The organism is Qipengyuania gaetbuli (genome assembly GCF_020171365.1).
Classification (GTDB): domain Bacteria; phylum Pseudomonadota; class Alphaproteobacteria; order Sphingomonadales; family Sphingomonadaceae; genus Qipengyuania; species Qipengyuania gaetbuli_B.
Genome location: NZ_JAIUZO010000002.1, coordinates 1,327,846 through 1,352,911, shown reverse-complemented (window position 1 = coordinate 1,352,911; position 25,066 = coordinate 1,327,846). Strand labels below are relative to the sequence as shown.

Below are 25,066 nucleotides of genomic sequence, written 5' to 3'. Positions count from 1 at the left end.
CCGGAAACGGTTAACAGGCCATAGACCTTATTCGGGCTGGTCGGCAACCACGGTCGGCTCGGTGGTCGGGGCAGGCTCGTCGCCCGGCAGCGGCTCGCCGCGTTCGCGGGCGAGGCGCTCCATGTATTCGCGCTCGATCATCTCGACATCGCGCTGGGTGCGCTCGGCATCGGCGTCGATGGTCGAGAGGCGTTCCTCGCGCTGTTCGGCGATGATCTGCGAGAAGCGCACATCGCTGCCTTCGCGCTTTTCGGCATAGGCCTGGTTGATGAATTGCTCGGTACAACCGGTGAAGTTTGCCGGGCCGGTCGGGGTGCAGGACATGATGCCCGACGCGCCGACCATCTCGAGGCTTTCCACGCGCGAGGCCCAGCTTTCGTTCGCCGGGCTGCCCGAAGTGCGCAGCGCCTCGGGGATGCGGTAGCGTTCCGCTTCCGCCTTGCGTGCGCAGACGATGATCGTGTCGCCTTCGCTGGGCGGGCAGGCATCGTCGCCATAGACCACGACCATGTTGTAGCGCTCGTCACCGGTGTCGACCGGCTGCTGCGCGGCGACGGGCGTCGCGGCGAATGCGGCTGCGGTGGCGGCAAGGGCGAAAAGGGGCTTCGACATGGGAACCTCGTGGAATGCGGATGGCGCGATTAGGCGCGCCTTCGCGTGAATAGTCAATGAAGCGGGCCACCAGCGGGCCCGCACAGCGTCAGATCCGTTCCGAAATCCGGATCGCCGCGCGGCAACCCATCCGGATGAGGCCCGAGAGCACCGGATAGGCGGGCGCACGCTCTGCCCCTGCTGCCAGGGCGGCATCGCGATGCTCGCGCTCGTCCTCGCGGAATTCCTCGATCATCGCGGCGAGTTCGGGATCCTCGTTGGTCTCGGCGAGCTGGTCGAGCTGGTCGGAATAATGCTTGTCGATTTCCGTCTCGACGGCGGCCGTGCAGGCCATTGCCGCTTCCGGACCGATCAGCGCGGTCACGGCGCCGAGCGCGAAACCGGCGCGGTCCCAGAACGGCTGGAGCGCGGTCGGGCGCACGCCGCGGCGTGCCATCAACGCATCGAATTTCGCGCGGTGATCGGCTTCCTGTTCGGCCATGCCGGCGATTTCCGCCGAGTGCGGGCCGCGGTCGCCCATCACGGCAAGCTGGCCGGCATAGATGCGGGTGGCGCCGAATTCACCCGCCTGGTCTACGCGGATCATCCGGGCGATGTGGTCGGGTGTCTTGCTCATGCCGCCTTTTCCTTTGCCAGCAGGCGGAAGATGAACAGCCCGCCCAGTACCGAGAAGAGGAAGTTGAAACCTGCAAGGCTAACGCCCAGCAGCGTCCACGCTGCCTCGTCGCAGCGGACCATCGGCGTATTCATGATCGCATCGAGCGCGCTTTCGCCCGAATCCGGCAGCGGGATCGCCGCGCAGGAGGTCACCCCTTCCCACCAGCCGTATTCGACGCCGGCATGGAAGAAGCCGATGGCGCCTGAGGTCAGGATGCCGCCTGCCGCCAGCGCAATCCAGAGCTTCTTCGGCGGGGCAACAAAGGACACCAGCGCCAGCGCGAGCGCGGCGAAATGCGGCCAGCGCTGCCACCAGCACATTTCGCACGGGAACAGGCCGAAGCCGTATTGCGAGATATAGGCGCCTGCCAGCAGGGCTGCGGGGATCGCCAGCGCCAGCCGCTGGGCCAGCTGCGTCGGGGACGTGTCGGTCATACCGGGCGGTTGCTAGCCCTACTTGTTGCGCACGGCAACCGAGCTCGGCGAGGTCCGACGCAGCGTCTGCAGCGCATAGTGCAGCTGGAAGTCCTTGATGCCCTGCTCTTCGAGCTCGGCAGCGGTTTGCTGGAAACGCGGATCGGCGCGCTTGTCGCTTTCGAGATCCTCGTCCTTGAGGCCGAGTTCGTTGATCAGGTGACCGCGCAAATCGCTTTCGCGCATGATGAACTTGTTGCGCTTGGCAAGGTCGGGGTCGGACAGCTGGGGCACCGTGATGTCGGGCTTGATGCCGCCTTCCTGCACCGAATGGCCCTTGGGCGTGTAATAGCGCGCCGTCGTCAGCTTGAGCGCGGCTTCGCGGCCGAGCGGGAGCAGCGACTGGACGCTGCCCTTGCCGAAGCTGCGTTCGCCCATGACCACCGCGCGGCGATGGTCCTGCAGCGCGCCGGCGACGATTTCGCTGGCCGAGGCCGAGCCTGCGTCGATCAGCACCACGATCGGGATGCCTTCCGCGATATCGCCGCGGAACACGGTTTCCGCGTCATAGCTGATCGATTCGCCGCGGGCACGGCCGCGCTGCGAGACGATCTGGCCCTGCGAGAGGAACAGGTCGGACAGCGCCACCGCTTCGTCGAGCGAGCCGCCGGGATTGGAGCGCAAGTCGAGCACGAGGCCGTTGAGGCGGCCGGCGGCCTGCTTCTGCAAATCCTTCCACGCGCCGTAGACGTCGGCGCCGACGTCGCGCGAGAATTCGTTGACCATGATGTGGCCGATCCGGCCGTCTGCCAGTTCCCAGGTGACCGGTTCGAGTTCGATCACACCGCGCGTCACGCTTACGTCGAACGGCTCTTCGCGGCCCGGACGGAAGATGGTGAGCTTGATCGCGGTGCCGGCCTTGCCGCGCATGCGCGCCACTGCCTCGTCGAGTTCGAGGCCGTAGATCAGTTCCCCGTCGAGGTGGGTGATGTAGTCGCCCGCCTTCACACCCATCTGGTCGGCCGGGCTACCGCGGAAGGGCGAGATGACCTTGACCGCACCATCCTCGCTCACGACCGACAGGCCGAGACCGGAATAATTGCCGTCGATCATCGTCTCCAGCCGCTGGAGATCGGAACCGTCGAGATAGGCCGAATGCGGGTCGAGCGCGGCGAGCATGCCGTCGATCGCGCCGTTGATCAGCACGTCGTCGGACACCGGCTCGACATAGCTTGCCTTGATGCGCTGGTAGACTGCGAACAGCTTGCCGAATTCGGGGCCTGCCTTGCCATCGACCTGCGCGAGACCGGCGGTCGTCGCGGGAATGAGCGCGACGGCGGTCACGAGGGCGGCGGAACGGGCCAGTTCGGCAATCTTCATCAAACCAAATCCTTGCAAGCTGCGACCATTCTATAGCGCGCGGGGCGTGAATGAAAGATGAGCCGATTTGTGTCCCTGCAAGGCACGGTTTTCGACCGACGGTCTAGCGCAGGTGGTCGAGCGGATTGACCGGCTCTCCCTCGCGCCGCAATTCGAGCGCGATTTCGGGCCTGCGCAGCGGGGCCTGCCCCAGCGGCGAACCGGCCGTGACGTTCTGGCCCACCTCGACCGCCACATTGCCGAGGCCGGTGACGAGGCTGGTCCAGCAATTGCCGTGCTCGACGATCACGATCGAACCAAACCCGCGGTAGGGCCCGGCAAAGGCGACGCGCCCGGCGCCCGGCGACACGATCTGCGCGCGCGGACGCGGGGCGATGGCGATACCCGAGGTGCGCGAGCCGGCAACGCTCGCCTCGCCGAAGCCTGCCACCACGCGGCCTGCCACCGGCAAGAGGTAGCGCGAGGGCGCTTCGGTCGAATCGGGACTGGGCACGGCGACAGGCTGCGGCGCGGCGGCCTTGCCCTCTTCGGGGCGCAGGACAGGGCCGGGCAACGCCGCGAGGCGCACGCGCAGGGCGCCGGCCAGTTCGAGCTCGCCGACCAGCGCGTCAAGATCGCGCGCTTCTTCCGAAAGGACCAGCGCGCGTTCCGCCTCGCGTGATGCGCCGCCAGCGGCACGGCGGGCCAGCACGCGCTCCTTCTCCGCCAGCGCCACGAGTTCCTTGCGGCGTGACGTCAGGCTCTCCTGCGCCGAACGGAGGCTACCGAGCGTGTCGGCGCGGCTTTTCTCAAGCGCGCGGGCCCGGTCGAGATCGCTCCGCAGCGCGCGGGTCCGTTCCCTCACCACCGGCATGGCAGACGCCAGCGCTGCGCGGGTGTGGACGACGTCTTCCAGCGAACCGGGCTGCAAGGCTGCCAGCGCCAGCGGACGGCGCGACATGGTCTGGAGCGCCGCGGTAAGGCGCATCAGCGGTTCGCGCTTGCGGGCCAGCTGGCGGTCGAGTGCGAGCCGCTGGCCTTCCACCAGCGCGAGCTCTGCCTCGGCGGCGGTGATCGCCGCTTCGGACTGCTGGACGCGCGCGGCCAGCGCGGCGGCTTCGGCCTGCGCCTTGTCGGCCGTGGCTTCCGAGCGGACCGACTGGCGCTCCAGCCGCTCGGCGCGGGCGCGGGCATTGCGCTGCTGCTGGCGGGCGGCTTCCAGCGCCTCGCGCGCATCGGCGGCATCGGCGAAGCGCGCCGCGTCGCCACTTCCCGGCATGGCGATGCCGGGCAGCGCGACAGCGAGCGCCAGCGATGCGGCCATAAGCGGGAGGGCGACACGGATCATGGCGTCACTCCTGCAGCATCAGCCGCTGCGATGATAGGGGTGTCCGGCGATGATCGTCGTCGCACGGTAGAGTTGTTCGGCCAGCATGGCGCGGGCGAGCAGGTGCGGCCAGGTCGCCTTGCCGAAAGCGAGCAGCAGGTCCGCCTCGCGCCGTTCCTCTTCCGAATGCCCGTCCGCCGCGCCCAGCACGAAACGGCATTCGCGCATCCCGTCGTCGCGCCAGCGTTCGAGAATCGCGGCCAGTTCTTCGGACGGAAGGTCCCTGCCCCGCTCGTCGAGCAGGACGGTCTTGCACGGGGCCTGGGGATCGGGAATGCGCCCGCCCGTATCGGGCAGCTCGGTGAATTTCACCGGCCACGTCAGCCGCTTCTCATAGCGCGCAACCAGCTCCGCCTCGGGCGAGCGGGCGATCTTTCCGCGAGCGATGACGTGGAGCAGCAAAGCGCGAACCCGTGGTTTCACCTGCGTGGAGTCACGGCAGTCAAAGGGCGACTGCCCGCCCGCAGGTGCCCGCAGCGAAGCGGAGGAATGGCACCGAGGACGCTCGCGCGGAGGCGCGAGCGCAAGACGGTTACGCCGTACCGGCTACTGGCGGCGCGTCACCGAAGGCCCACATGCGCTCCAGATTGTAGAAGCTGCGGACTTCGGGGCGGAAGAGATGCACCACGACATCGCCGGCATCGATCAGGACCCAGTCCGCGGCCGGAAGCCCTTCGAGCTTCACCGGGCCGAAGCCGTTTTTCTTGATCTCTTCAGCCAGCTTCTGCGCCATCGAGGCCACCTGGCGGGTCGAACGGCCCGATGCGATCACCATATGATCGGCAATCGAGGTCTTCCCCTCGAGGTCGATGGTCACGACCTCCTGGGCCTGGTCGTCGTCGAGCTGCTTGAGCACGAGCGAAAGCAGGGCGTCGCCGGCATCAGCCATGCGGACGACCTTCGCCGTGTCGGTCCCGGTACGCGCCGGGTCGGTATGCGCCTGTGTCATAGGCGTGCACTGTACTCCAAGATGCAGGGGCTGAGGCCATGGAAAGGACAACGCGCATCATGGCGCAGTCGTTTCCTCCTCGTGAGGAATGAGGCGGTGTGTCACCTGGTCTCGCGGGGAAAAACCGGCGTGGTGCGATGCCCAGTCGGGGTCGGCGCGGCGGATGGCCGTTGCCGAACGCGGGTCGGGATCGAAACGCAATGTCACCAGTGCCGGTGCGCTCCATTCGCCCCCATTTGCAAAGCTGGCGAGAGGGACGCGGTAGCGCCTCAGCCAGGCCATCGCGGGGCTCGCGACAGCATCCGCATCATAGCCGGGCCGCGCGATCACCGCAATCGGCATCCTGCGCGCTATTCCCCGCCAGTCGCGCCACTGGTGGAACTGGGCGAGATTGTCCGACCCCATCAGCCAGACGAATTCGAATTTTGGATAGCGCCGCTGGATCGCACCCAGCGTGTCCACCGTGAAGCGCGTGCCCAGCTCGCGCTCGATCGCGGTGGCGCGGATCGGGGCGCGGCGGGCTTGCTGCGCCGCAGAGGCGAGCCGTGCGGCGAGCGGGGCCATGCCTGCCTTGGGTTTCAAGGGGTTACCCGGCGAAACCAGCCACCAGACCTCGTCGAGGTCGAGCGCTTCGAGCGCGAACAGCGAGATCCGCCGGTGCCCGCCATGGGCCGGGTTGAAACTGCCACCCAGCAGACCGATTCGCCGCGCTGTTCCCGAGCCGCTCATGAATCTGCCCTAGCAGGCGCATAAACCCTTGTCATTGGGACGGAATCGGGCCGAATCGGTGGGCGCATGGTAAACAACGACTTAGGGAATGGTTCCCGGAAAAGTTCGGAAATTTCGCGCAGATGAAACGACTCGTCCCGCTTACTCTTCGACTCGTGGATTCGGCGGGGTCAGGATTCGCCTTTGCCGGGAACTGTTGTTAGCGATCCCACCCAAGGGTCAAAGACCAAGGGACGGGTCGTTTTGGATAACAACATCGCACAGGGCGGTCGCATCGCCCGTATCAAGAGCTGGTTCCCGGATCGCGAGTTCTTCATGCGCTCCGAAGGCCAGGTCCGCTTCATCACCATCTCCTCGCGTGTGCAGATGACCGCTGCGGCAATCGCCGTGGCGGTGCTGTTCGTGTGGGCGGTGTCGATGGCGGTCGCCGGCTGGGCGCAGTACCGCGCCGCTTCGGACCGCCTCTCGCTGCTCGACCGCGAAGCCAAGGTCGCGACCTCGGAAGAACGCCTCGCCGCCTATGGCGACAATCTCGAGGAAGTCAGCGCCGACCTCGACCGCCGGATGGAATTCATCGAGGGCGTGGCCGAGCTGCTGCCCGAGGAAATGAAGGTCGAGACTACCGTTTCCGACAGCTCCGGCGAAGCCGCCGCCACGGTCGAGAAGGTCAGCGCCGCATTTCCGCAGGCTGCGGAACTCGCCCGCATCGAAGCCCGCCAGCTTGCCGTGGTCGAAGGCCTCACCCGCTATGCCGACTGGCGCGCCCAGCGTGCCGCCGATGCGCTCAAGCAGCTCCAGCTCAATCCCGCCCAGGTGATCCGTTCCAGCCGCAACCAGGCGATGGGTGGTCCGCTCGAAGGGCTCGCTACCGATGCCGACGGCTCGATCGATCCGCGCTTCGAACGCCTCGGCCTGTCGATGGCGCGCATGGCCGCGCTCGAGCAGGCGCTCGAAGGCGTCCCGCAGTTCGCCCCGGCTCGCAAGGACCTGATCTCGTCGGGCTTCGGCTATCGCCGCGACCCTTTCAACGGCCGTGCCGCAATGCACAGCGGCCTCGACTTCAAGGGCGCCACCGGCACCCCGATCTACGCCGCCGCCAAGGGCCGCGTCACCTTCGTCGGCCGCAAGGGCGGCTACGGCAACACGGTCGAAATCGCCCATGGCAACGGCCTGATGACGCGCTATGCGCACATGTCGAAGTTCAATGCCAAGGTTGGACAGCAGGTCTTGCCGGGCCAGACCATCGGTGCCATCGGCAGCACGGGTCGCTCGACCGGTCCGCACCTCCACTTCGAGGTCCGGATCAACAATCGCGCGGTCAACCCGCGTACTTTCCTGGAGACCGCCCCCCATGTTCTCGAAGAAATCCGCCGAGCCCCTGAGCTCGCCGACGCCCACTAATTCCGGACGCAGCATTCCCATGGCCAGCAAGAGCAATTCGACCTTCTCCGTTCTCGGTTCCGATCTCGCTATCAAGGGCGACATCAAGGCTTCGGCCGACCTGCATATCGACGGCAGCGTGGAAGGCGACATCGCCTGCTCCAGCCTGGTGCAGGGCGAAACCAGCACGATCACCGGCGGCGTGAAGGCGGAAACCGCCCGCCTGGCCGGCACGGTCAACGGTTCGATCACGGCGCGCGAACTGGTCATCCTGAAGAGCGCGAAGATTACCGGCGACGTCTATTACGACGCGCTGACCATCGAACAGGGCGCGCAGGTCGAAGGGCGTTTCGCCCACCGCGACAAGTCGGTGAAGGCCGCTGCCCCCGCGCAGCAGGCCAAGCAGCCGGAGCTTTCCGTCGCCAACTGAGCGGCGCGGCAGACAAGCTAGGAGAGGACGAAGGTCGTCCTGCGCACGGCGCAGGGCGGCCTTCTTCTTGTGTGCGCCTCAGTCGAGGACTTCGGCGCGAAGGGCCTTGCGATCGAGCTTGCCGATCATGGTCTTGGGCAAGTCTTCGCGGATGACGACGTCGCAAACGCGCTCGTGCTTGCCGATGCGGGCGTTGAGCCATTCGCGCAGGGCATCGCCGGTGGCGCCTTCGCCGGAGTTCAACGTGACATAGGCCTTGGGGCATTCGCCGAGGTATTCATCCGGAACGCCGATCACGAGCGCTTCCTTGACCGCTTCGTGCTCGAGCAGCACGTCTTCCACCTGGCTGGGGAAGACCTTGAAACCGCCCACCGCGATCATGTCCTTGATCCGGTCGACGATGGCGAGGAAGCCTTCCTCGTCCACCGTGGCCACGTCGCCGGTGCGCAGCCAGCGCTTGCCGAAATGCTCGACGAACACGTCCTTCGCCGCGTCGGGCCGGTTCCAGTAGCCCTGCATGATCTGCGGGCCGTGCAGCGCCAGTTCGCCCGGTTCGCCGGCAGGGGCGATCACCTCTGGATCCTCCTTGTCGAGCAGCAGCACTTCGGTCCCCATGACGACCTGCCCGATGGTGCCGGGCTTGCGCTTGCCTTCGTAGGGGTTGGCCGAGACCACGCCTGAACTTTCGGTGAGGCCGTAGCCCTCTACCAATCGCACGCCGGTGGCCGCCTCGAACTTCTCGCGCAGCGGGCCGGGCAGCGGCGCGCCGCCCGAAATACAGACCTTGAGCGTCGAAAGGTCGGTCTTCGCGAGGTCCGGATGGTCGAGCAGGGCCTGGAACATGGTCGGCACGCCGGGGAAGCCGGTGGCCCCGTATTTCTCGATCGTCTGCAGCACCTGCTTCGTGTCGAAGCGCGGGACCATGGCGATCGATGCACCGGTCACCACTGCGTGGTTGAGCAGCGCGGTATTGGCGAAGACATGGAAGAACGGCAGCGCGCCCATGAAGACCTCGCCCGCAGGATCTCCGAAAGGATTGAGCCCGGCTGTCTGCAGCGCATTGATCGACAGATTGGCGTGGGTCAGCATCGCGCCCTTGGGCGTGCCCGTGGTCCCGCCGGTATACTGCAGCAACGCGAGGCCCTGCGGATCGAGCGGAGGCAGCGCGGCCTTGCTGGCAGAGCCTTGCGATAGGAGAACGTCCCACGCGATTACCCCGTCGCCATAGGCGACCTTGGCGATCTTGCTGCGCGCAAAGAGCTTGAGGGCCAGGCCTTTCAGCTTCGGCAGCATGCCCGAAAGCGAGCTTACCACGAGCGTTTCGAGCTGCGAGGCGTGGAGCACCTTTTCCGCCGTGCCGTAGAGCTCGGGCACGTCCACCGTCACCAGCAGGCGCGTGCCGCTGTCGGCGACCTGTGTGCTGAGTTCATCGACCGAGTAGAGCGGGGAGAAATTCACCACCACCGCGCCTGCCAGCATGGCGCCGTAATAGGCCGCGACATAGCTGGGCACGTTGGGCAGGAACAGGCCGACCCGGTCGCCGGGCGCGATGCCGCGGGCGATCAGGCCGAGCGCGAACCGTCGGGCCTGCTCGTGCAGTTCGGAATAGGGGTAGGTGCGGCCGAGGAAATGCAGCAGCGGCGCATCCGGCGCGGCGGTCGCCGTGCGCGCGAACATGTCGGGCAGCGCGATGGCTTCAAAACGCGTGTCCCACGGCACGGGATGATAATTGGGCAGCTTGCTTACATCCATGTCAGTAACATGGCCTATCTGCCCCTAAACGCAAGCAAAAAGGGCGGGCGAAGCCATCTGCCTCGCCCGCCCTTCGAATTGGCTATGCCTTGTGCCGTCAGGCTTCTTCGGCGGGTGCTTCGCCTTCTTCCTCGGCGGCACGCTTGGCGCGGAGCCATTCCTCGGCCTCGGCTTCCTGTGCGGCTTCGGCGGCGGCCTTTTCATTGGCGTCGCGTTCGGCGCGCAGTTCCTCGATCAGCTTTTCGCGGTCGCTGCCCGAATCCGCCACGGCTGCAGCGCCTTCGATGCCGGCCTTCTTGGCGGCCTTGGCGACGACAGCGTCGAGTTCACGCTGCGAACACAGGCCGAGCGTGACCGGATCCTTGGGATTGATGTTCTGGATGTTCCAGTGGCTACGCTCGCGGATCGCGGTGATCGTGTTGCGCGTGGTGCCGATCAGCTTGGACACCTGCGCGTCCGAGACTTCGGGGTGGTTGCGCAGGATCCAGGCGATGCCGTCCGGCTTGTCCTGGCGCTTGGACACGGGCGTGTAGCGCGGGCCCTTGGTGCGGCTGACGGCGACGGGCGCGCGCTGCATCTTGAGGCGGTATTCCGGATCGGCCTGGCCGCGGTCGATTTCGGCCTGCGTCAGTTCGCCCGAATGGAGCGGGTCACGGCCGGTGTACTTGCTGCCCGCCAGGTCGTCGGCCATGGCCTGCACTTCGAGGATGTGGAGGCCGCAGAATTCGGCGATCTGCTCGAACGAGAGGCCGGTGTTGTCGACCAGCCAGGTGGCGGTCGCGTGCGGCATCAGCGGAGTGGGTTGGTCGGCCATGAAATCGCCTTTTCTCAGACTTGAAAATAGAAGGGCCGCCCCTCGCGGAGCGGCCATTGCCCCGCCCATGTAGGCGAGAGGCGCGGATTCGGCAAGGCGCAACGCGCGCCCGCCGGCTCAGGCCATGGCGACATAGCCGGGCAATCCCTCGACCCGTGCCAGCCATGCTCGGATCGCCGGATATTCCTCCAGCTTGAAGCCGCCGTCGCCCGCGACATGGGTATAGGCATAGAGCGCGATGTCGGCGAGCGTGACACTGTCGCCGACGAACCAGTCGCGCGTGGCGAGATGTGCGTCCATCAGCGCCAGCGCCTCGCAGCCGGCGATACGCTTGGCCATGATTTGCGCATCCTGCTGTTCGGTCAGCTTCGCCTCGCCCACGAAATGCAGCCAGAAGCGCAAGGTCGCGATATTGGGTTCGTGGCTGTACTGTTCGAAGAACATCCAGCGCAGCATGTCCGCACGCTCGAACCGCGCTTCGGGAACCAGCGCGCTGCCTTCGGCCAGGTACCAGCAGGCGGCATTGCTTTCGGGCAGGAAGCGATCGTCCACCTGCAGGACCGGGATACGCCCGTTGGGATTGACCTGTTCAAGGAATTCGGCGGTGCGCGTTTCGCCTGCCATGATGTCGTACTGGCGCAGGGCCAGCGGCACGCCCACCAGCGCGGCGGTCAGCTTGATCTTGTAGCAATTGCCGCTGCGCGGATCCTCGTGGAGCGTGTACTCAGCCATTGCCGACCTTGAGGACGATCTTGCCGATATGATCGCCCGCTTCCATCCGCGCATGGGCAGCGGAAACCTCTGCCAGCGGGAAAATCTCGTCCATCACCGGTGCAATGGTCCCGTCCTCGAACAGCGGCCAGGCATGGTTGTAGATCTCGTCGGCGAGCAGCGCCTTGAACTCGTCCGAGCGTGGACGCAGCGTGGAGCCGGTCATGGTCTGCCGCTTGCTCATCAGCTTGGCCATGTTGATTTCGGCCTTGAGCCCGCCGAGCACAGCGATGGTCACGTGCCGCCCGTCCACTGCGAGGCAGTCGAGATTGCGCTGCACGTAATCGCCCGAGACCATGTCGAGCACCACGTCGGCACCGCGGCCATCGGTAAAGGCATTGACCTTCTCGACGAAATCCTCGGCCTTGTAGTTGATCGCAAGGTCCGCGCCGACACGGCGCGCGGCCTCGCACTTGTCCTCGCTGCCAGCGGTAGTGACGACGCTGAGGCCGAATTCCTTGGCCAGCTGGATCGCCATGGTGCCGATGCCGCTGGTCCCGCCATGGACCAGCAGGGTCTCGCCATCGCGCGCCCAGCCGCGCTCGAACACATTGTGCCACACGGTGAACAGCGTTTCGGGAATGGCTGCGGCGGCGGCCATGTCCATGCCGTGCGGGACATGGAGGCAGTGGCCGGCATGGGCGAGGCAATATTCGGCATAGCCCCCGCCCGACACCAGTGCGCAGACGCGCCGGTTGAGCATTTCAGGCGCGGCCCCTTCGCCGATGGCGACGACGGTGCCCGACACCTCCAGCCCGGGAATGGGCGAGGCGCCCGGCGGCGGCGGGTAGAAGCCCTGCCGCTGGATCACGTCGGGGCGGTTCACGCCGGCATGGTCGACCTTGATCAGCACCTGCATCGGACCGGGGACCGGCACGGGCAGCGTTTCGGGGCGGAAGACCTCCGGCCCGCCGGGTGCATCGAAACCCATTGCGGTCATCGTTTCCGGCGGATTGTCGGCCAAGTATCGCCCCCGTCGCAAAATCGTGGCCCCTGCGCCACGCGGCGGTGCATTACCGTCTGAGCGTGTTGACAGCAACCGCCCAAAGGAAGAGCATGGCCCCATGGATGACGACGACCGTCCGCGCCCCAAGGGCGACGCCGCGAGCAAGCTCGCCGCAGAGGACCTGTCCCCCTATTCGATCGACGAACTGGAAGAGCGGATCCGCCTGCTCGAGGACGAAATCGCCCGCGTCGAGAAACACCGCCTCAAAGCCGCCGCACACCGCGATGCGGCCGACGCCCTGTTCGGGCGAAAGGGCTAGGGCGTGAGCGGGGGGCTGAAATTGCGCCGCCCGCTTCCCATATCGCTTTCCCACGCTGCCGTCCGGTCAGCTTTCGTCAAGCTTGATACCCTAGGCTCACCCTGTCTCGCCCTTCTGCGAGTCCCTCGAAAGTAGGATCCGAATGCCAAGTTTCGCTGCCAACCTCGAAAAGACCCTCCACGCCGCGCTTAGCGATGCGGGCGAACGTCGCCATGAATATGCGACGCTCGAACACCTGCTGCTGGCGCTGATCGGCGACGAGGACGCAGCGCAGGTCATGACCGCCTGCGGTGTCGACCTGGGCGAGCTGACGGCAGTGGTGACGCAGTACCTCGAACAGGAATACCAGTCGCTGAAGTCCGACGACGGCGCGGATCCGCAGCCGACCGCCGGTTTCCAGCGCGTGATCCAGCGCGCCATCCTGCACGTCCAGTCTTCGGGCAAGGACACGGTGACCGGCGCGAATGTGCTGGTGGCGCTGTTTTCCGAACGCGACAGCTATGCGGTCTATTTCCTGCAGCAGCAGGACATGAGCCGGCTCGACGCGGTGAGCTTCATCAGCCACGGCATCGGCAAGGGCGGCAAGCAGGTCGAAGCGCGTCCCCCGCAGGGCGCGGAAGAAGCGCAGGGCAACGAGGCGACCGAACAGGCCAAGCCCGCCGACAAGAAGGAAACCGCGCTCGACCAGTTCACCGTCAACCTCAACGCCAAGGCGGAAGCCGGCAAGGTCGACCCGCTGATCGGCCGCGGCCCCGAAGTCGACCGCACCGTGCAAATCCTGTGCCGCCGGTCGAAGAACAACCCGCTCTACGTGGGCGATCCGGGCGTGGGCAAGACCGCCATCGCGGAAGGCCTCGCGCGCAAAATCGTCGAAGGCGACGTGCCCGAGGTTCTGCTCGATGCGGTGATCTACTCGCTCGACATGGGCGCGCTCCTGGCCGGCACGCGCTATCGTGGCGATTTCGAGGAGCGGCTGAAGCAGGTCGTCAACGAGCTCGAGGGCATGCCCGACGCGATCCTCTTCATCGACGAAATCCACACGGTGATCGGTGCGGGTGCGACCAGCGGCGGGGCGATGGACGCCTCGAACCTGTTGAAGCCGGCGCTGTCGAGCGGTGCGATCCGCTGCATCGGTTCGACCACCTACAAGGAATTCCGCAATCACTTCGAAAAGGACCGCGCGCTGCTGCGCCGATTCCAGAAGATCGACGTGAACGAGCCGACCATCGAGGATACGATCAAGATCCTCCAGGGCCTGCGCAGCGCGTTCGAGGACCACCACAAGGTCAAGTACACGCCCGATGCGATCAAGACCGCTGTCGAGCTGTCAGCGCGCTACATCAACGACCGCAAGCTGCCCGACAAGGCGATCGACGTGATCGACGAGGTCGGCGCGATGCAGATGCTGGTACCGCCCAGCCGCCGCAAGAAGAAGATCACCGCCAAGGAAATCGAGGCCGTGATCGCGACCATGGCGCGCATCCCGCCCAAGTCGGTATCGAGCGACGACAAGAAGGCACTCGAAAACCTCGAGCGCGACCTGAAGCACGTGGTCTTCGGTCAGGACGCCGCGGTCGAGAGACTGTCGACCGCGATGAAGCTGAGCCGTGCAGGCCTGCGCGATCCGGACAAGCCGATCGGCTCGTTCCTGTTCTCCGGCCCGACCGGCGTCGGCAAGACCGAGGTCGCCCGCCAGCTCGCCAGCATCATGGGCATCGAGCTCAAGCGCTTCGACATGTCGGAATACATGGAACGCCACTCGGTCAGCCGCCTGATCGGCGCGCCTCCGGGTTATGTTGGTTACGACCAGGGCGGACTTTTAACCGATGCGGTTGACCAGAACCCGCACTGCGTCCTCCTGCTCGACGAAATCGAGAAAGCGCATCCGGACCTGTTCAACATCCTGCTGCAGGTGATGGATAACGGCCGCCTGACCGACCACCACGGCAAGACGGTCGACTTCCGCAACGTGGTGCTCATCATGACGACCAATGCCGGCGCGTCCGACATGGCGCGCCAGGGTATCGGCTTCGGAGACGTGAGCAAGGAAGATGCCAGCGAAGAGGCGGTGAAGCGCATGTTCACCCCCGAATTCCGCAACCGTCTCGATGCGATCGTGCCGTTTGCCTATCTCGGCAAGCAGACCGTCGCGCGCGTGGTCGACAAGTTCATCCTCCAGCTCGAACTGCAGCTGGCCGAACAGAACGTCGACATCCAGTTCGACAAGGAAAGCCGCGCCTGGCTCGCCGACAAGGGTTACGACAAGCTCTACGGCGCGCGCCCGATGGGCCGCCTGATCCAGGAAAAGATCAAGCAGCCGCTGGCCGAGGAACTGCTGTTCGGCAAGCTGGCCGACGGCGGCGAGGTTGCGGTGACCCTGAAAGACGGCAAGCCGAGCTTCGAACTGACGCCCGCACCGCCCAAGGCCAAGGCCAAGCCCAAGGGCAAGCCCGCGGCGAAGAAGAAGGCCGCGCCCAAGAAGAAGCCCGAGGCCGACACCAGCGAAACCAAGGGTGAAAGCTGAGCGGCTCGCCCGCTCTAGCCAGAATCGTTCCCGTGTGATTGAACCTCCCCTGTTGCCGCAGGGGAGGTTTTTTCATGAGATACGCCTGTTTCGCCGCGCTCGGTCTGGCGCTTGCCGCACCGGCCTATGCGCAGGATGCGCCCAGCCCGGCCTTTACCGCAGAGGACCTGTTCGGCCTCAGCGTGGCTGCCGATCCGCAGATCAGCCCGGACGGCAAGCGCATCGCCTATGTGCGCCGGACCAACGATATCATGACCGATGCCGCGGTTTCCTCGATCTGGATGATCGACGTGGCGAGCGGAGCGGAAACGCCGCTGGTGACGGGCGAGGGATCGCACTCCAGCCCGCGCTGGTCGCCGGGCGGCGATCGCCTCGCCTATGTCTCGACCCAGAGCGGCGGCGGGCCCGAACTGCACGTGCGCTGGATGGCGAGCGGGCAGAGCGCGAACATCACCGCCCTGCCCGGCGCGCCCCAATCGCTGGCCTGGTCGCCCGACGGCAAGCGCATCGCCTATTCGGCCGATATCCCGTCCGAACCGCTGAAGCTGGGCTCGCCGCTTTCGCCGCCCGAAGGCGCCAAGTGGAAGCCGGGCCCGCAGATAATCGACCGCGTGACCTATCGCTATGACGGGGCCGGTTACCTCACGCCGGGATTCACGCAGGTCTTCCTCGTCGATGCGGTCGGCGGAGCGCCGCGCCAGCTGACCCATGGCGACCGCAATCACGGCGGCGGGCTAGAATGGACGCCCGACGGGCGCACCATCCTCATCAGCGGCAATCGCGACGAGGACTGGGAACTGAGCGGTGTCGACAGCGAAGTCTATGCGATCGACGTGACCTCGGGCGCGATTACCGCGCTGACCGACCGCGACGGTCCCGATGCCAATCCGCAGGTCTCGCCCGACGGACGGCAGATCGCCTATCTCGGTTATGACGACCAGGCGATGGCCTATGTCCAGAACGGCATCTACGTGATGGACCGCGACGGGTCGAACAAGCGCCGGATCGCCAGCGGTTTCGACCGCGACGTGACCTCGCTCGAATGGAACGCCGCGGGCCTTTTCGCAGGCTACGAGGACGAGGGCACCTACAAGGTCGCCAAGGTATCGCTGGGCGGCAGCGTCAGCCCGCTCGGCGCGGAGCTGGTCGATACCTATTACACGCGCCCCTATGCGGGCGGGCAGTGGAGCGTGTCCGATGGCGGCGTGCTCGCCTACACCAGCGGCAGCACCTTGAGGCCCTCCGACGTATCGGTGCTCCGCAGCGGCAAGGCCACGCGCCTGACCTCGCTCAACGACCTGAAACTGTCGGGCAAGCGCCTCGCACAGGTGCGCGAACTGCAGGTCACGGCGGCGGACGGGACGAAGATCCCCAGCTGGATCGTGCTTCCCGCCGACTGGCAGGAAGGCAAGCCGCTGCCGATGATCCTCGAGATTCACGGCGGCCCCTATGCCGGTTACGGCCCGAGCTTCTCCTCGGATTACCAGATCTACGCCTCTGCAGGTTACGCCACGCTCTATACCAATCCGGGTGGTTCGACAGGCTACGGCCAGGCCTTTGCCGACCGGATCGAGGGCAATTATCCGATCTCCAACCATGACGAGCTGATGGCCGCAGTCGATGCAGCGGTTGCCGCGGGCTATGCCGATGCGGACAACCTCTTCGTCACCGGCGGATCGGGCGGCGGCATCCTGACCGCATGGATCGTCGGCAAGACCGACCGCTTCGCTGCGGCCGCCTCCTACAAGCCGGTGATCAACTGGACCAACATGGCCCTGATGAGCGACGGCTATGCCTTCTTCGGCAAGTACTGGATGAAAGGCCAGCCGTGGGAGCGGCCCGAGGACTACTGGCGCCGTTCGCCGCTCGCCAATGCGGCCAACATCAAGACCCCGACGCTGATGCTGGTGGGCGAGGAGGACTATCGCACCCCGCGCAGCGAGGCCGAGCAGTTCTACGGTGCGCTGAAGGTGCTGGGCGTCGACACCGCGCTGGTCGTGATGCCCGGCGCAAGCCATAGCGATCTCACCATGAGTCCGAGCCAGCAAGCGGCGAAGGGTGCGGCGGTCATCGCCTGGTTCGACAAGTACAAGGACAAATAGGAAACCGGTGCGCCTCCCTGCCGTTGGTGCGGGGATGGCCGCCCCCTTTTCCTGGATCCGACCCGAGCCGCACGGCATCCATATCGTCCCCGCAGACTGCTGGGTCGATCCTTCGCGCGCGGTCGACAAGGCGCTGGTGACGCATGGCCACGCCGACCATGCGCGCGGCGGGCACGGCCAGACGGTGGCCACGCCCGAGACGCTGGCGATCATGAAGTTGCGCTACGCGACTTCTGCCGGGGCGACACCGGTCGCCTATGGCGAGACGATCCGCCTGCCCGGCGGGGTCGATGCGACCTATGTGCCGGCAGGCCATGTGCTGGGCAGCGCGCAGATCCTGCTCGAACACGCGGGCGAGCGCGTGGTGGTGACGGGCGATTACAAGCGCCGCGCCGATCCCACCTGTGCGCCTTTCGAAGTGACGAAGTGCGACATCTTCATCACCGAGGCGACTTTTGGCCTGCCGTTGTTCACTCACCCGCCGATCGAGGAGGAGATGGTCAAGCTCCTCGATCGGCTCGCCGCGCATCCCGACCGCTGCGTGCTGGTCGGTGCCTATGCGCTGGGCAAGGCGCAGAGGGTCATCGCGGAGTTGCGGCGCGCCGGGCACCGCGACCCGATCTACCTCCACGGTGCGATGGAGAAAATGTGCCGCCTTTACGAGGAACACGGCGTGGACCTCGGCGAACTCCGGCTCGTCTCGGACTATTCCAAGGACGATATGCGCGGCGCCATCGTCGTGTGCCCTCCCAGCGCCCTCAACGACCGCTGGAGCCGGCGCCTGCCCGATCCCATCACTGCCATGGCGAGCGGGTGGATGCGCGTGCGCCAGCGCGCCCGCCAGCGCAATGTCGAGCTGCCACTGGTCATTTCCGACCACGCCGACTGGGGCGAACTGACCCGTACGATCGAGGAAGTCGGCGCGCAGGAGAACTGGATTACCCACGGCCGCGAGGACGCGCTGCTGCGCTGGTGCCAGCTCCACCAGCGCCGTGCACGTGCGCTGGCACTGGTCGGCTATGAAGACGAGGACGACTAGGCGTGGAAGAATTCGCCGGCCTGGTCGATGCGCTGGTCTACACGCGCTCCCGCAACGAGAAGCTGCGGCTGATCGCGGAGTATCTGCGCGCGACGCCCGACCCCGATCGTGGCTGGGCGCTGGCAGCGCTGTCCGACGGGCTCGACTTTCCGGCCGTCAAAAGCTCGACGATCCGCAATCTGATGCAGGAGCGCGTCGATCCGGTGCTGTGGACGCTGAGCCGCGATTTCGTCGGCGATACGGCAGAGACGGCGAGCCTGCTGTGGCCCGCTCCCGACGATCCACCCTCCCCGCCAAGTGTCAGCGAAACGGTCGACCTGCTCTCGGCCATGACGCGCAAGAGCGTGGTGACGGAACTTCCCAGGCTGCTCGACCGGCTCGATGCCTCGGGCCGCTATGCACTGCTCAAGCTGGCGACCGGGGGGATGCGCATCGGCGTTTCGAGCCGGCTCGCCAAGACCGCCTTCGCGCAGGCATTCGACGTGTCGGTCGACGAGGTGGAGGAGTACTGGCACGGGCTCCAGCCGCCCTATGCCGACCTGTTCGACTGGGCCGCGCACGGAAAGGCCCCGCCCGATACCGAGAACCTGCCGACCTTCCGCCCCTTCATGCTCGCCCACCCGCTCGAGGACACGGTGGTCGACCTTGCAGACTATGCGGCAGAGTGGAAATGGGACGGCATCCGCGTGCAGCTGGTGCGCGCCGGCGGCGAGACGCGGCTCTATTCGCGCTCGGGCGACGATATTTCCGCGACCTTCCCCGAATTGCTCGAAGTGCTGCCCTTCAACGCGGTGCTCGACGGCGAACTGCTCGTGCGCGGGTCGCACCAAGGCGGTGAAGAAGGCGGAGCGGCCAGCTTCAATGCGCTGCAGCAACGGCTCGGGCGCAAGACCGTGTCGAAGAAGATGCTCACCGAATTTCCGGCCTTCGTGCGCCTCTATGACGCCCTGATCGTCGAAGGCGAGGATTTGCGCGAACGCGCATGGACCGCGCGGCGCTCGCGGCTCGAGGCGCTGATGGCGCGCCTGCCGGACAGCCATTTCGATATCAGCAGCGTGGTCGAGGCGCGCGACTTCGAGCACCTCGCGCAGATCCGCGAAGGCAGCCGCGACGATGCGATCGAAGGGCTGATGCTCAAGCGCAAGGACAGCCCCTATATCGCCGGGCGACGCGTGGGATTCTGGTACAAATGGAAGCGCGATCCGCTGCTGGTCGATTGCGTGCTGATGTATGCCCAGCGCGGCAGCGGCAAGCGATCGAGCTTCTATTCCGACTACACTTTCGGCTGCTGGGACGGCGACCCGGACCAGGGCGCGGACCTGTTGCCGGTGGGCAAGGCCTATTCGGGCTTCACCGACGAGGAGCTGAAGAAGCTCGACCGCCACGTGCGCCAGAATACCGTCAACCGCTTCGGCCCGGTGCGCGAGACCGACCGGAGCCTGGTGTTCGAGGTCGCCTTCGACAGCGTGCACGAAAGCAAGCGGCACAAGTCGGGCCTCGCCATGCGCTTCCCGCGCATCCATCGCATCCGCTGGGACAAGCCGCCGCACGAAGCGGACCGGATCGATGCGCTGCGGTCGTTGATCCAGGGCTGAGACAGCCCTACCTCTCCCAAAACCTCACGGGAGAGAACCATGTCCTATTCGTCCGCCGCAATCGCCACTTTCGGCAATATTCTAGCTACGCTCGACCATCTTGCGGCCAAGGCCCAGAAGGCCGGAGTGTCCGACGGGCGACTGGCCGAGGGGCGGCTTGCCGAGGACATGCTCCCGCTGGAATCGCAATTCCGCATCGCGGTGAACCAGGTCTACATGGCGCTCGGCCGGGTGTGGGGCATGGAAATCCCGCACGAAGAGACGGCGCTTGCCAGCTTCGACGAGGTCCGCGCCATGCTAGCCACGGCACGCGGGCATGTGGCTTCTGCCGGTGAACGCGAAGCCGCGGCGCATGATGCGGAAATCGACATGACCCTGCCCAACGGCATGCGCTTCGTTATGGCCGCGCACGAATACCTGCGCGACTGGACGATGCCCAACTTCTACTTCCACGCGGCAACGGCCTACGCCATCCTGCGCAAGGAAGGCGTGGAACTGGGCAAGATCGATTTCGTCGGCTTCCTTGCGCGCTATGCGCGGCCTGCAGGCTAGGGCTCGACCCGGAAAAGCTTCTCGCGCGAAGTTGCGCCGCGCAACATCTCGATGCGCGACGGCGCTATGTCGAGTACCAGAGCGAGCAGCCGGATAACGGCATCGTTCGCCGCACCGTCCTGCGGCTTGGCGCGCACTTTCACGAGCACGCGGCCCTCCTCGATCGTCACCGCCTCGCTCCTTGCGCCCGGCGTGACCCGGACGGCGAGACGCTGGCGATCATCGAGCAGGGCGAGCAGTTCGCCGGCTTCGGGAAGCTCAGTCCTTGAGCGCTTCATCGATGGCGGCAGCGTGGTGCTTCGCGTTCTCGGCATAATGCGCCGTGCCCATGCGCATGCCGGCCACGGCCATGTCGTCGAGATCGCGCATCTTGCGCGCAGGGCGCCCGCCCCATAGTTCGCGTTCGCCCATGACCTTGCCTTCGGTCAGCATGGCGCCTGCTGCCAGCATGGCGTCGCTGCCGATTACCGCCTTGTTCATGGCAATCGCGCCGAGGCCGACGAAGCCGCGATCCTCGATCCGGCAGCCATGGACCATTGCCATGTGCCCGATCAGCACGTCGTCGCCGATGATGAGCGGCGAGCCATCGGGATCGCCCGGGCGCGGGGGGTCGCAATGGAGCACGCTTCCGTCCTGCACATTGGTCCGTTCGCCGATGACGATGCGGCTGACGTCCGCGCGCAGCACGCAATTGTACCAGATCGAGCTTCCCGCCCCGATCGTCACGTCCCCGATGATTGTGCAACCGGGCGCGATGAACGCGCTCTCGTGGATTTGCGGGGTCTTGCCGTGGATCGGTACGATATTGACGCCGGGCCTGGTCACTGGGCCTTCTCCCATTGGTCTTTGGTCATGCTGTAGAGGATAGTCTTGCGGTCTTCGGGCGGAAAGTTCGGGTCCTCGAAATCGAGATCTTCGCGCCGGACCATGCCGAGCTTTTCCATCAGCTTCCAGCTGGCCACGTTGAGGTCGCTGGTCAGCGCGACGACATGCGGTGCACCCACGCGCCCGAAGGCCCAGTCGAGAATCGCGCGCACCGCTTCTTCGGCATAGCCGCGCCGCCAGCGGTCCTCGCGGATGAGCCAGCCGATCTCGTGATCGCCCTGATTCCTGGCCAGCGGGTTGTCGACCAGCTTGATGCCCGCATGGCCGACCAGTTCGCCCGTGTCCTTTTCGACCAGCATCAGGAAGCTGAAGCCGCGGGTGGCATACCACTGGATCGCCTTGGCGTGCTTGGCCTCGATCTCGTGCAGTTCCTTCGGCCCGCCCAACCGCGCCATGACGGTCGGCGTGTTGAGCAGGCGGTATTGCTCGGCCGCGTCGCTTTCCTCGATGGTGCGCAGGATCAGGCGGTCGGTTTCGGCGATGATGTCAGCCATGCCATTCGTCCCGCGCGATCGAATAGACGATGATGACGGGGTTATCCTTGTCGAAATCGGCATTTGCGAAGTCGAGATCCTCGCGCCGGCGCATGCCGAGCCGTTTCATCAGCCCCCAGCTGCCCTCGTTGCCCATGACAGTGAGCGCGACGACCTCGTCCGCGCCGAAACGCTCGAAAGCGAGGTCGAGCGAGGCCTTGGCCGCTTCCTTCGCATAGCCCTTGCCCCAGGCATCTTCGCGCAGGCGCCAGCCCACTTCCATCATGCCGATCGGACCGCCCTGCTGGTTGCAGCGCTTCAGCCCGCAAAAGCCGAGGATTGCGCCATCGTCCTTGCGCTCGACCACCCAGAAGGTGTGGCCGTGGTCGCGGGTGTAGGAGAGCAGGCGGTCCTGTGCGCCCTGCCGCTTGGCATCGTCGGCAACCCCGCCCAGCCAGCGCATGACGGCAGGCGTGTTGGTAGCAGCCCAGAACGGCGCCCAGTCCTCCTCGCGCCAATCGCGCAGGACAAGACGTTCGGTTTCGTGCCGGAACTTAGCCATTCAGCAGTCGGGCTGCCAGCGGCGCATGGTAGGTCAGCACGCCCGAACAGCCCGCGCGCTTGAAGGCGACCAGCTTTTCCATGAGCAGCGCCTCGCGGTCGCCGACACCGGCTGCCGCGCCCGCTTCGATCAGCGCGTATTCGCCGCTGACCTGGTAGGCGAAGACGGGCACGCCGAATTCCTGCTTCGCGCGCCAGATCACGTCGAGATAGGCAAGGCCCGGCTTGACCATGACGCTGTCCGCACCTTCGGCGATGTCGAGCGCGATTTCGCGCAGGGCCTCGTCGCCGTTCGCTGGGTCCATCTGGTAGCTCTTCTTGTCGCCCTTCAGCAGGCCTCCGGACCCCACGGCGTCACGGAACGGGCCGTAGAAGGCCGAGGCGTATTTCGCGGCGTAGCTCATGATCTGGACATTGGGATGGCCGTTCATTTCCAGCGCCATGCGGATCGCCTTGACGCGGCCGTCCATCATGTCGGACGGCGCGACGATATCGGCCCCGGCTTGCGCCTGAGTAACCGCCTGGTCGACCAGCACGGCAACGGTGTCGTCGTTGAGGACATAGCCATTCGCATCGATCAGCCCGTCCTGCCCGTGGCTGGTATAGGGATCGAGCGCCACATCGGTGAGGATGCCGATATCGCCGCCGCAGGCATCGCGCACCGCCTTGATCGCACGGCACATGAGATTGTCGGGGTTGAGCGCTTCGGCCCCGTCGTCGCTCCGCTTGCCCTGCGGCGTGTTCGGGAACAGCGCGATGCAGGGAATGCCGAGATCGGCCGCTTCCCGTGCGCGTTTCGCAATCCCGTCGATCGACCAGCGTGAAACGCCCGGCAGGCTGGCGACCGGCTCTTCCACCCCCGTGCCTTCGGTAACAAAGAGCGGCCAGATGAGATCGGCCGGGGTCAGCACCGTTTCGCGGTGCATCCTGCGGCTCCAGTCGTGGGCGCGTGTGCGGCGCATCCGCGTGGCGGGATAGGAAGCGTTGGTCATGATGCGCACCGTCTGCCGCAATCGCGGCGGCGGCGCAATCTCAGCCGACCGTCTTGGGCGCGTCGAGCTTGTCGATTTCGCGCAAGGGCGTTTCGCTGGCGATTTCCTCGGCCGTGGGCGCGAGGTCTTCGAGCGCGGCGCCTGCCTCCACCGTCTTGATCCGGCGCAGCGTTTCGCGGAAGCGCTCCAGCTCTGCGCCCGACAGCTGGGCGCGGGTGACGAACTTGACCGAGGCCGGGTTCACCGCACGGCCGCTGCGGTACATTTCGTAGTGGAGGTGTGCACCGGTCGACAGGCCGGTCGAGCCGACGTAGCCGATGACCTGCCCGCGCCGCACCGATTGCCCCCGGTTCACCGCGATGCGGCTCATGTGGCAGTAACGCGTGTCGATCCCGCCTGCATGGCGCAGGCGCACCGCATTGCCGCAGCCGCCCATGCGTCCCGCGCCGGTCACCTGTCCGTCGGTCACGGCGACGATCGGCGTGCCGTGGCCGGCCTTGAAGTCGACGCCCGAATGCATGCGCCGATAGCCGAGGATCGGGTGGCGCCGCATGCCGAAGCTGGATGACATGCGCCCGGGCACCGGCGCGACAAGGCCGCCACGCTCTTCGCCGACGCCTGAAGCTTCGTAGAACTGGCCGTCCTTGCCCCAGCGCATCAGCTGGATCGGCGTGCGCGAGCCGCGCTCGAGCCCTGCGAAGATCAGCTGGCCCGCCTGCCGCTCACCCGTGGCGGCGCGGCGGTGCGAGACGATGATGTCGAAAGTATCGGTGGCGCGCACCTCGCGTTCGAGGTTCACCTGCTGCGACAGCGCCTTGAGATAGGCCTGGATAGCGCTCGACGGGGCGCCCGCCGCACGAGCGGAGCGGTAAAGGCTGTCGCCCACCGTGCCACGGATGCGCAGCGGCGTGTCGTCGACGCGGATGGCCTTCTTCGCCAGCGTCAGTTCCGCTCCCGGGTCGAGACGCGAGACCGACAGTTCGAGGTCGAACCGCGCGCGGAACGTGAGGTCTTCGAGCGGGCGCGAAACGCCCGGTGCAGGCCGGCGGCCCAGCGTGATGTCGATCTGCGTACCCGGCTCGAGTTCGCCGAGCGGGATGGCACCCTGTACCATGGACAGCACCTGGCGCGCCTCGTCGCGACCGACGCCTGCGCGCAGCAGCGTGCGCTCGAAACTGTCGGGCGAGGAAAGCGTGGCGAGCATTTGCAGCTGCGGACGCTCAGGCGCTTCGGCGAGCGGGCGGACGAGGTTGCTCGGGCCCATGCGCCGACCGGTATCGGCGCCCAGCGCCAGCGGCAGGATCGCCTGGCTGTGGTATTCGTCGAGCACCGGCTTGTCGTCGGGCAGCGGCGATGCCGCCTCGAGCGGGGCGAAGTCGGGCCAGAAGGCCAGCGCAACTACCGACAGGCCGACAAAAGTGCCAAGGCCGCGGAACCAGCGCTTGGAGCCGATGTCGGCGCCGAGATCCGGTGCGATGTCGAGTGTTTCGATCCGCGCGAACAGCTGGTCGCGCAGCGTGCCAAACGAAAAACGGGAGGTGGAAGACGTCGCCTGCGCGCCGGGCATGGCGATTGCGGCCGCCCCTGCAGAGCTGCCAGCAAGCATCGATACCGATTGCGGTCCCTCGTCCTTGTCGGACTCGTACACCTGAAACCCTCCGTCGCGAGCGCGTGGCAGCGCCCAGCCCGTGCATTCGTAAAGCGACCTAATCCATGGCGGAATCAAGGTAAAGATCGCCTTAACCGCGACGTCTTTTCGTCGGGAATGCGGTCAATTGCGCGTATCGGGCGACGGGCGGTTGCGCATGGAGGGGGGCGCTGCCA

General features: G+C 66.2%; 26 protein-coding genes. 8 read left to right on the top strand and 18 right to left on the bottom strand.

Going from position 1 to position 25,066, the window contains the following annotated elements; genetic code table 11:
• Positions 1–27: 27 nt before the first annotated feature.
• The 8 genes from LCL94_RS07270 to LCL94_RS07235 form a co-directional block, all read right to left on the bottom strand.
• Complete coding sequence (locus LCL94_RS07270; RefSeq protein ID WP_224831622.1) at positions 28–612, bottom strand: hypothetical protein; 585 nt, start codon at positions 610–612, stop codon at positions 28–30.
• 88 nt (positions 613–700) lie between these two features.
• Positions 701–1,228 (bottom strand): demethoxyubiquinone hydroxylase family protein, encoded by a 528-nt coding sequence (locus tag LCL94_RS07265; protein WP_222554804.1) that lies wholly within the window; start codon positions 1,226–1,228, stop codon positions 701–703.
• Positions 1,225–1,704, bottom strand: coding sequence for a disulfide bond formation protein B (locus LCL94_RS07260; RefSeq protein ID WP_224831621.1), 480 nt, complete (start codon positions 1,702–1,704; stop codon positions 1,225–1,227). Before LCL94_RS07260 ends, LCL94_RS07265 begins: the two co-directional genes overlap by 4 nt.
• 18 nt (positions 1,705–1,722) lie before the next feature.
• Positions 1,723–3,063: a S41 family peptidase gene (locus LCL94_RS07255; protein WP_224831620.1), complete on the bottom strand. Its 1,341-nt coding sequence runs from the start codon at positions 3,061–3,063 to the stop codon at positions 1,723–1,725.
• A gap of 103 nt (positions 3,064–3,166) precedes the next feature.
• Positions 3,167–4,390, bottom strand: a complete 1,224-nt coding sequence (locus LCL94_RS07250) for a murein hydrolase activator EnvC family protein (protein WP_224831619.1) — start codon at positions 4,388–4,390, stop codon at positions 3,167–3,169.
• Positions 4,391–4,408: 18 nt separating this feature from the next.
• Positions 4,409–4,831: a 23S rRNA (pseudouridine(1915)-N(3))-methyltransferase RlmH gene (locus LCL94_RS07245; protein WP_224832678.1), complete on the bottom strand. Its 423-nt coding sequence runs from the start codon at positions 4,829–4,831 to the stop codon at positions 4,409–4,411.
• A gap of 130 nt (positions 4,832–4,961) precedes the next feature.
• Positions 4,962–5,378 carry a ribosome silencing factor gene (gene rsfS / locus LCL94_RS07240; RefSeq protein ID WP_160608647.1) on the bottom strand — a complete coding sequence of 139 codons (417 nt, stop codon included), beginning with the start codon at positions 5,376–5,378 and terminating at the stop codon, positions 4,962–4,964.
• Between the two features lie 57 nt (positions 5,379–5,435).
• Positions 5,436–6,107, bottom strand: coding sequence for a nicotinate-nucleotide adenylyltransferase (locus LCL94_RS07235; protein ID WP_224831618.1), 672 nt, complete (start codon positions 6,105–6,107; stop codon positions 5,436–5,438).
• 315 nt (positions 6,108–6,422) lie between these two features.
• Here LCL94_RS07235 and LCL94_RS07230 point away from each other — a divergent pair, with 315 nt between their 5' ends.
• Entirely contained in the window at positions 6,423–7,508 is a 1,086-nt protein-coding gene (locus tag LCL94_RS07230; protein ID WP_412070792.1) for a M23 family metallopeptidase, read from the top strand.
• Between the two features lie 19 nt (positions 7,509–7,527).
• Positions 7,528–7,917 carry a bactofilin family protein gene (locus tag LCL94_RS07225; protein WP_160608644.1) on the top strand — a complete coding sequence of 130 codons (390 nt, stop codon included), beginning with the start codon at positions 7,528–7,530 and terminating at the stop codon, positions 7,915–7,917.
• A 78-nt stretch (positions 7,918–7,995) separates the two neighbouring features.
• Here LCL94_RS07225 and LCL94_RS07220 read toward each other — a convergent pair whose 3' ends face one another.
• The 4 genes from LCL94_RS07220 to LCL94_RS07205 all read right to left on the bottom strand — a co-directional run bounded on the left by LCL94_RS07220 (position 7,996) and on the right by LCL94_RS07205 (position 12,194).
• Complete coding sequence (locus tag LCL94_RS07220) at positions 7,996–9,669, bottom strand: AMP-binding protein (RefSeq protein WP_224831616.1); 1,674 nt, start codon at positions 9,667–9,669, stop codon at positions 7,996–7,998.
• A gap of 97 nt (positions 9,670–9,766) precedes the next feature.
• Positions 9,767–10,483: a DUF1013 domain-containing protein gene (locus LCL94_RS07215; protein WP_160608642.1), complete on the bottom strand. Its 717-nt coding sequence runs from the start codon at positions 10,481–10,483 to the stop codon at positions 9,767–9,769.
• 117 nt (positions 10,484–10,600) lie between these two features.
• Entirely contained in the window at positions 10,601–11,215 is a 615-nt protein-coding gene (locus LCL94_RS07210; RefSeq protein ID WP_224831615.1) for a glutathione S-transferase family protein, read from the bottom strand.
• Complete coding sequence (locus LCL94_RS07205; protein ID WP_222555053.1) at positions 11,208–12,194, bottom strand: NAD(P)H-quinone oxidoreductase; 987 nt, start codon at positions 12,192–12,194, stop codon at positions 11,208–11,210. Before LCL94_RS07205 ends, LCL94_RS07210 begins: the two co-directional genes overlap by 8 nt.
• 124 nt (positions 12,195–12,318) lie before the next feature.
• Here LCL94_RS07205 and LCL94_RS07200 point away from each other — a divergent pair, with 124 nt between their 5' ends.
• From LCL94_RS07200 to LCL94_RS07175, 6 genes are all read left to right on the top strand, one after another.
• Positions 12,319–12,519: a DUF1192 domain-containing protein gene (locus tag LCL94_RS07200; protein WP_160608639.1), complete on the top strand. Its 201-nt coding sequence runs from the start codon at positions 12,319–12,321 to the stop codon at positions 12,517–12,519.
• A gap of 142 nt (positions 12,520–12,661) precedes the next feature.
• Positions 12,662–15,043 carry an ATP-dependent Clp protease ATP-binding subunit ClpA gene (clpA, locus tag LCL94_RS07195; RefSeq protein WP_224831614.1) on the top strand — a complete coding sequence of 794 codons (2,382 nt, stop codon included), beginning with the start codon at positions 12,662–12,664 and terminating at the stop codon, positions 15,041–15,043.
• 74 nt (positions 15,044–15,117) lie between these two features.
• Positions 15,118–17,145, top strand: a complete 2,028-nt coding sequence (locus LCL94_RS07190; RefSeq protein WP_224831613.1) for an alpha/beta hydrolase family protein — start codon at positions 15,118–15,120, stop codon at positions 17,143–17,145.
• A 34-nt stretch (positions 17,146–17,179) separates the two neighbouring features.
• Complete coding sequence (locus LCL94_RS07185) at positions 17,180–18,184, top strand: ligase-associated DNA damage response exonuclease (RefSeq protein WP_224831612.1); 1,005 nt, start codon at positions 17,180–17,182, stop codon at positions 18,182–18,184.
• A gap of 2 nt (positions 18,185–18,186) precedes the next feature.
• The gene (locus LCL94_RS07180) at positions 18,187–19,779 is read left to right on the top strand and encodes a cisplatin damage response ATP-dependent DNA ligase (protein WP_224831611.1); all 1,593 of its coding nucleotides are present in this window, start codon (positions 18,187–18,189) and stop codon (positions 19,777–19,779) included.
• 39 nt (positions 19,780–19,818) lie between these two features.
• Positions 19,819–20,331, top strand: coding sequence for a DUF1993 domain-containing protein (locus LCL94_RS07175; RefSeq protein WP_224831610.1), 513 nt, complete (start codon positions 19,819–19,821; stop codon positions 20,329–20,331).
• Here the strand turns inward: LCL94_RS07175 and LCL94_RS07170 are convergent.
• The 6 genes from LCL94_RS07170 to LCL94_RS07145 are packed head-to-tail and all read right to left on the bottom strand — an operon-like array spanning position 20,328 to position 24,848.
• Complete coding sequence (locus tag LCL94_RS07170) at positions 20,328–20,609, bottom strand: DUF167 domain-containing protein (RefSeq protein ID WP_224831609.1); 282 nt, start codon at positions 20,607–20,609, stop codon at positions 20,328–20,330. The two genes, LCL94_RS07175 and LCL94_RS07170, sit on opposite strands and share 4 nt — an antisense overlap.
• Entirely contained in the window at positions 20,590–21,171 is a 582-nt protein-coding gene (locus LCL94_RS07165) for a gamma carbonic anhydrase family protein (RefSeq protein ID WP_224831608.1), read from the bottom strand. The genes LCL94_RS07170 and LCL94_RS07165 overlap by 20 nt, the downstream gene beginning before the upstream one ends.
• On the bottom strand, positions 21,153–21,710 hold the full coding sequence (locus LCL94_RS07160; protein WP_224831607.1) for a GNAT family N-acetyltransferase: 558 nt from the start codon (positions 21,708–21,710) through the stop codon (positions 21,153–21,155). The genes LCL94_RS07165 and LCL94_RS07160 overlap by 19 nt, the downstream gene beginning before the upstream one ends.
• A complete protein-coding gene (locus LCL94_RS07155; protein ID WP_224831606.1) occupies positions 21,703–22,251 on the bottom strand; it encodes a GNAT family N-acetyltransferase in 549 nt (182 codons plus the stop codon). The genes LCL94_RS07160 and LCL94_RS07155 overlap by 8 nt, the downstream gene beginning before the upstream one ends.
• The gene (hemB, locus tag LCL94_RS07150) at positions 22,244–23,242 is read right to left on the bottom strand and encodes a porphobilinogen synthase (protein WP_224831605.1); all 999 of its coding nucleotides are present in this window, start codon (positions 23,240–23,242) and stop codon (positions 22,244–22,246) included. Before hemB ends, LCL94_RS07155 begins: the two co-directional genes overlap by 8 nt.
• A gap of 40 nt (positions 23,243–23,282) precedes the next feature.
• Positions 23,283–24,848, bottom strand: a complete 1,566-nt coding sequence (locus tag LCL94_RS07145; protein WP_412070791.1) for a peptidoglycan DD-metalloendopeptidase family protein — start codon at positions 24,846–24,848, stop codon at positions 23,283–23,285.
• Positions 24,849–25,066: the final 218 nt, after the last annotated feature.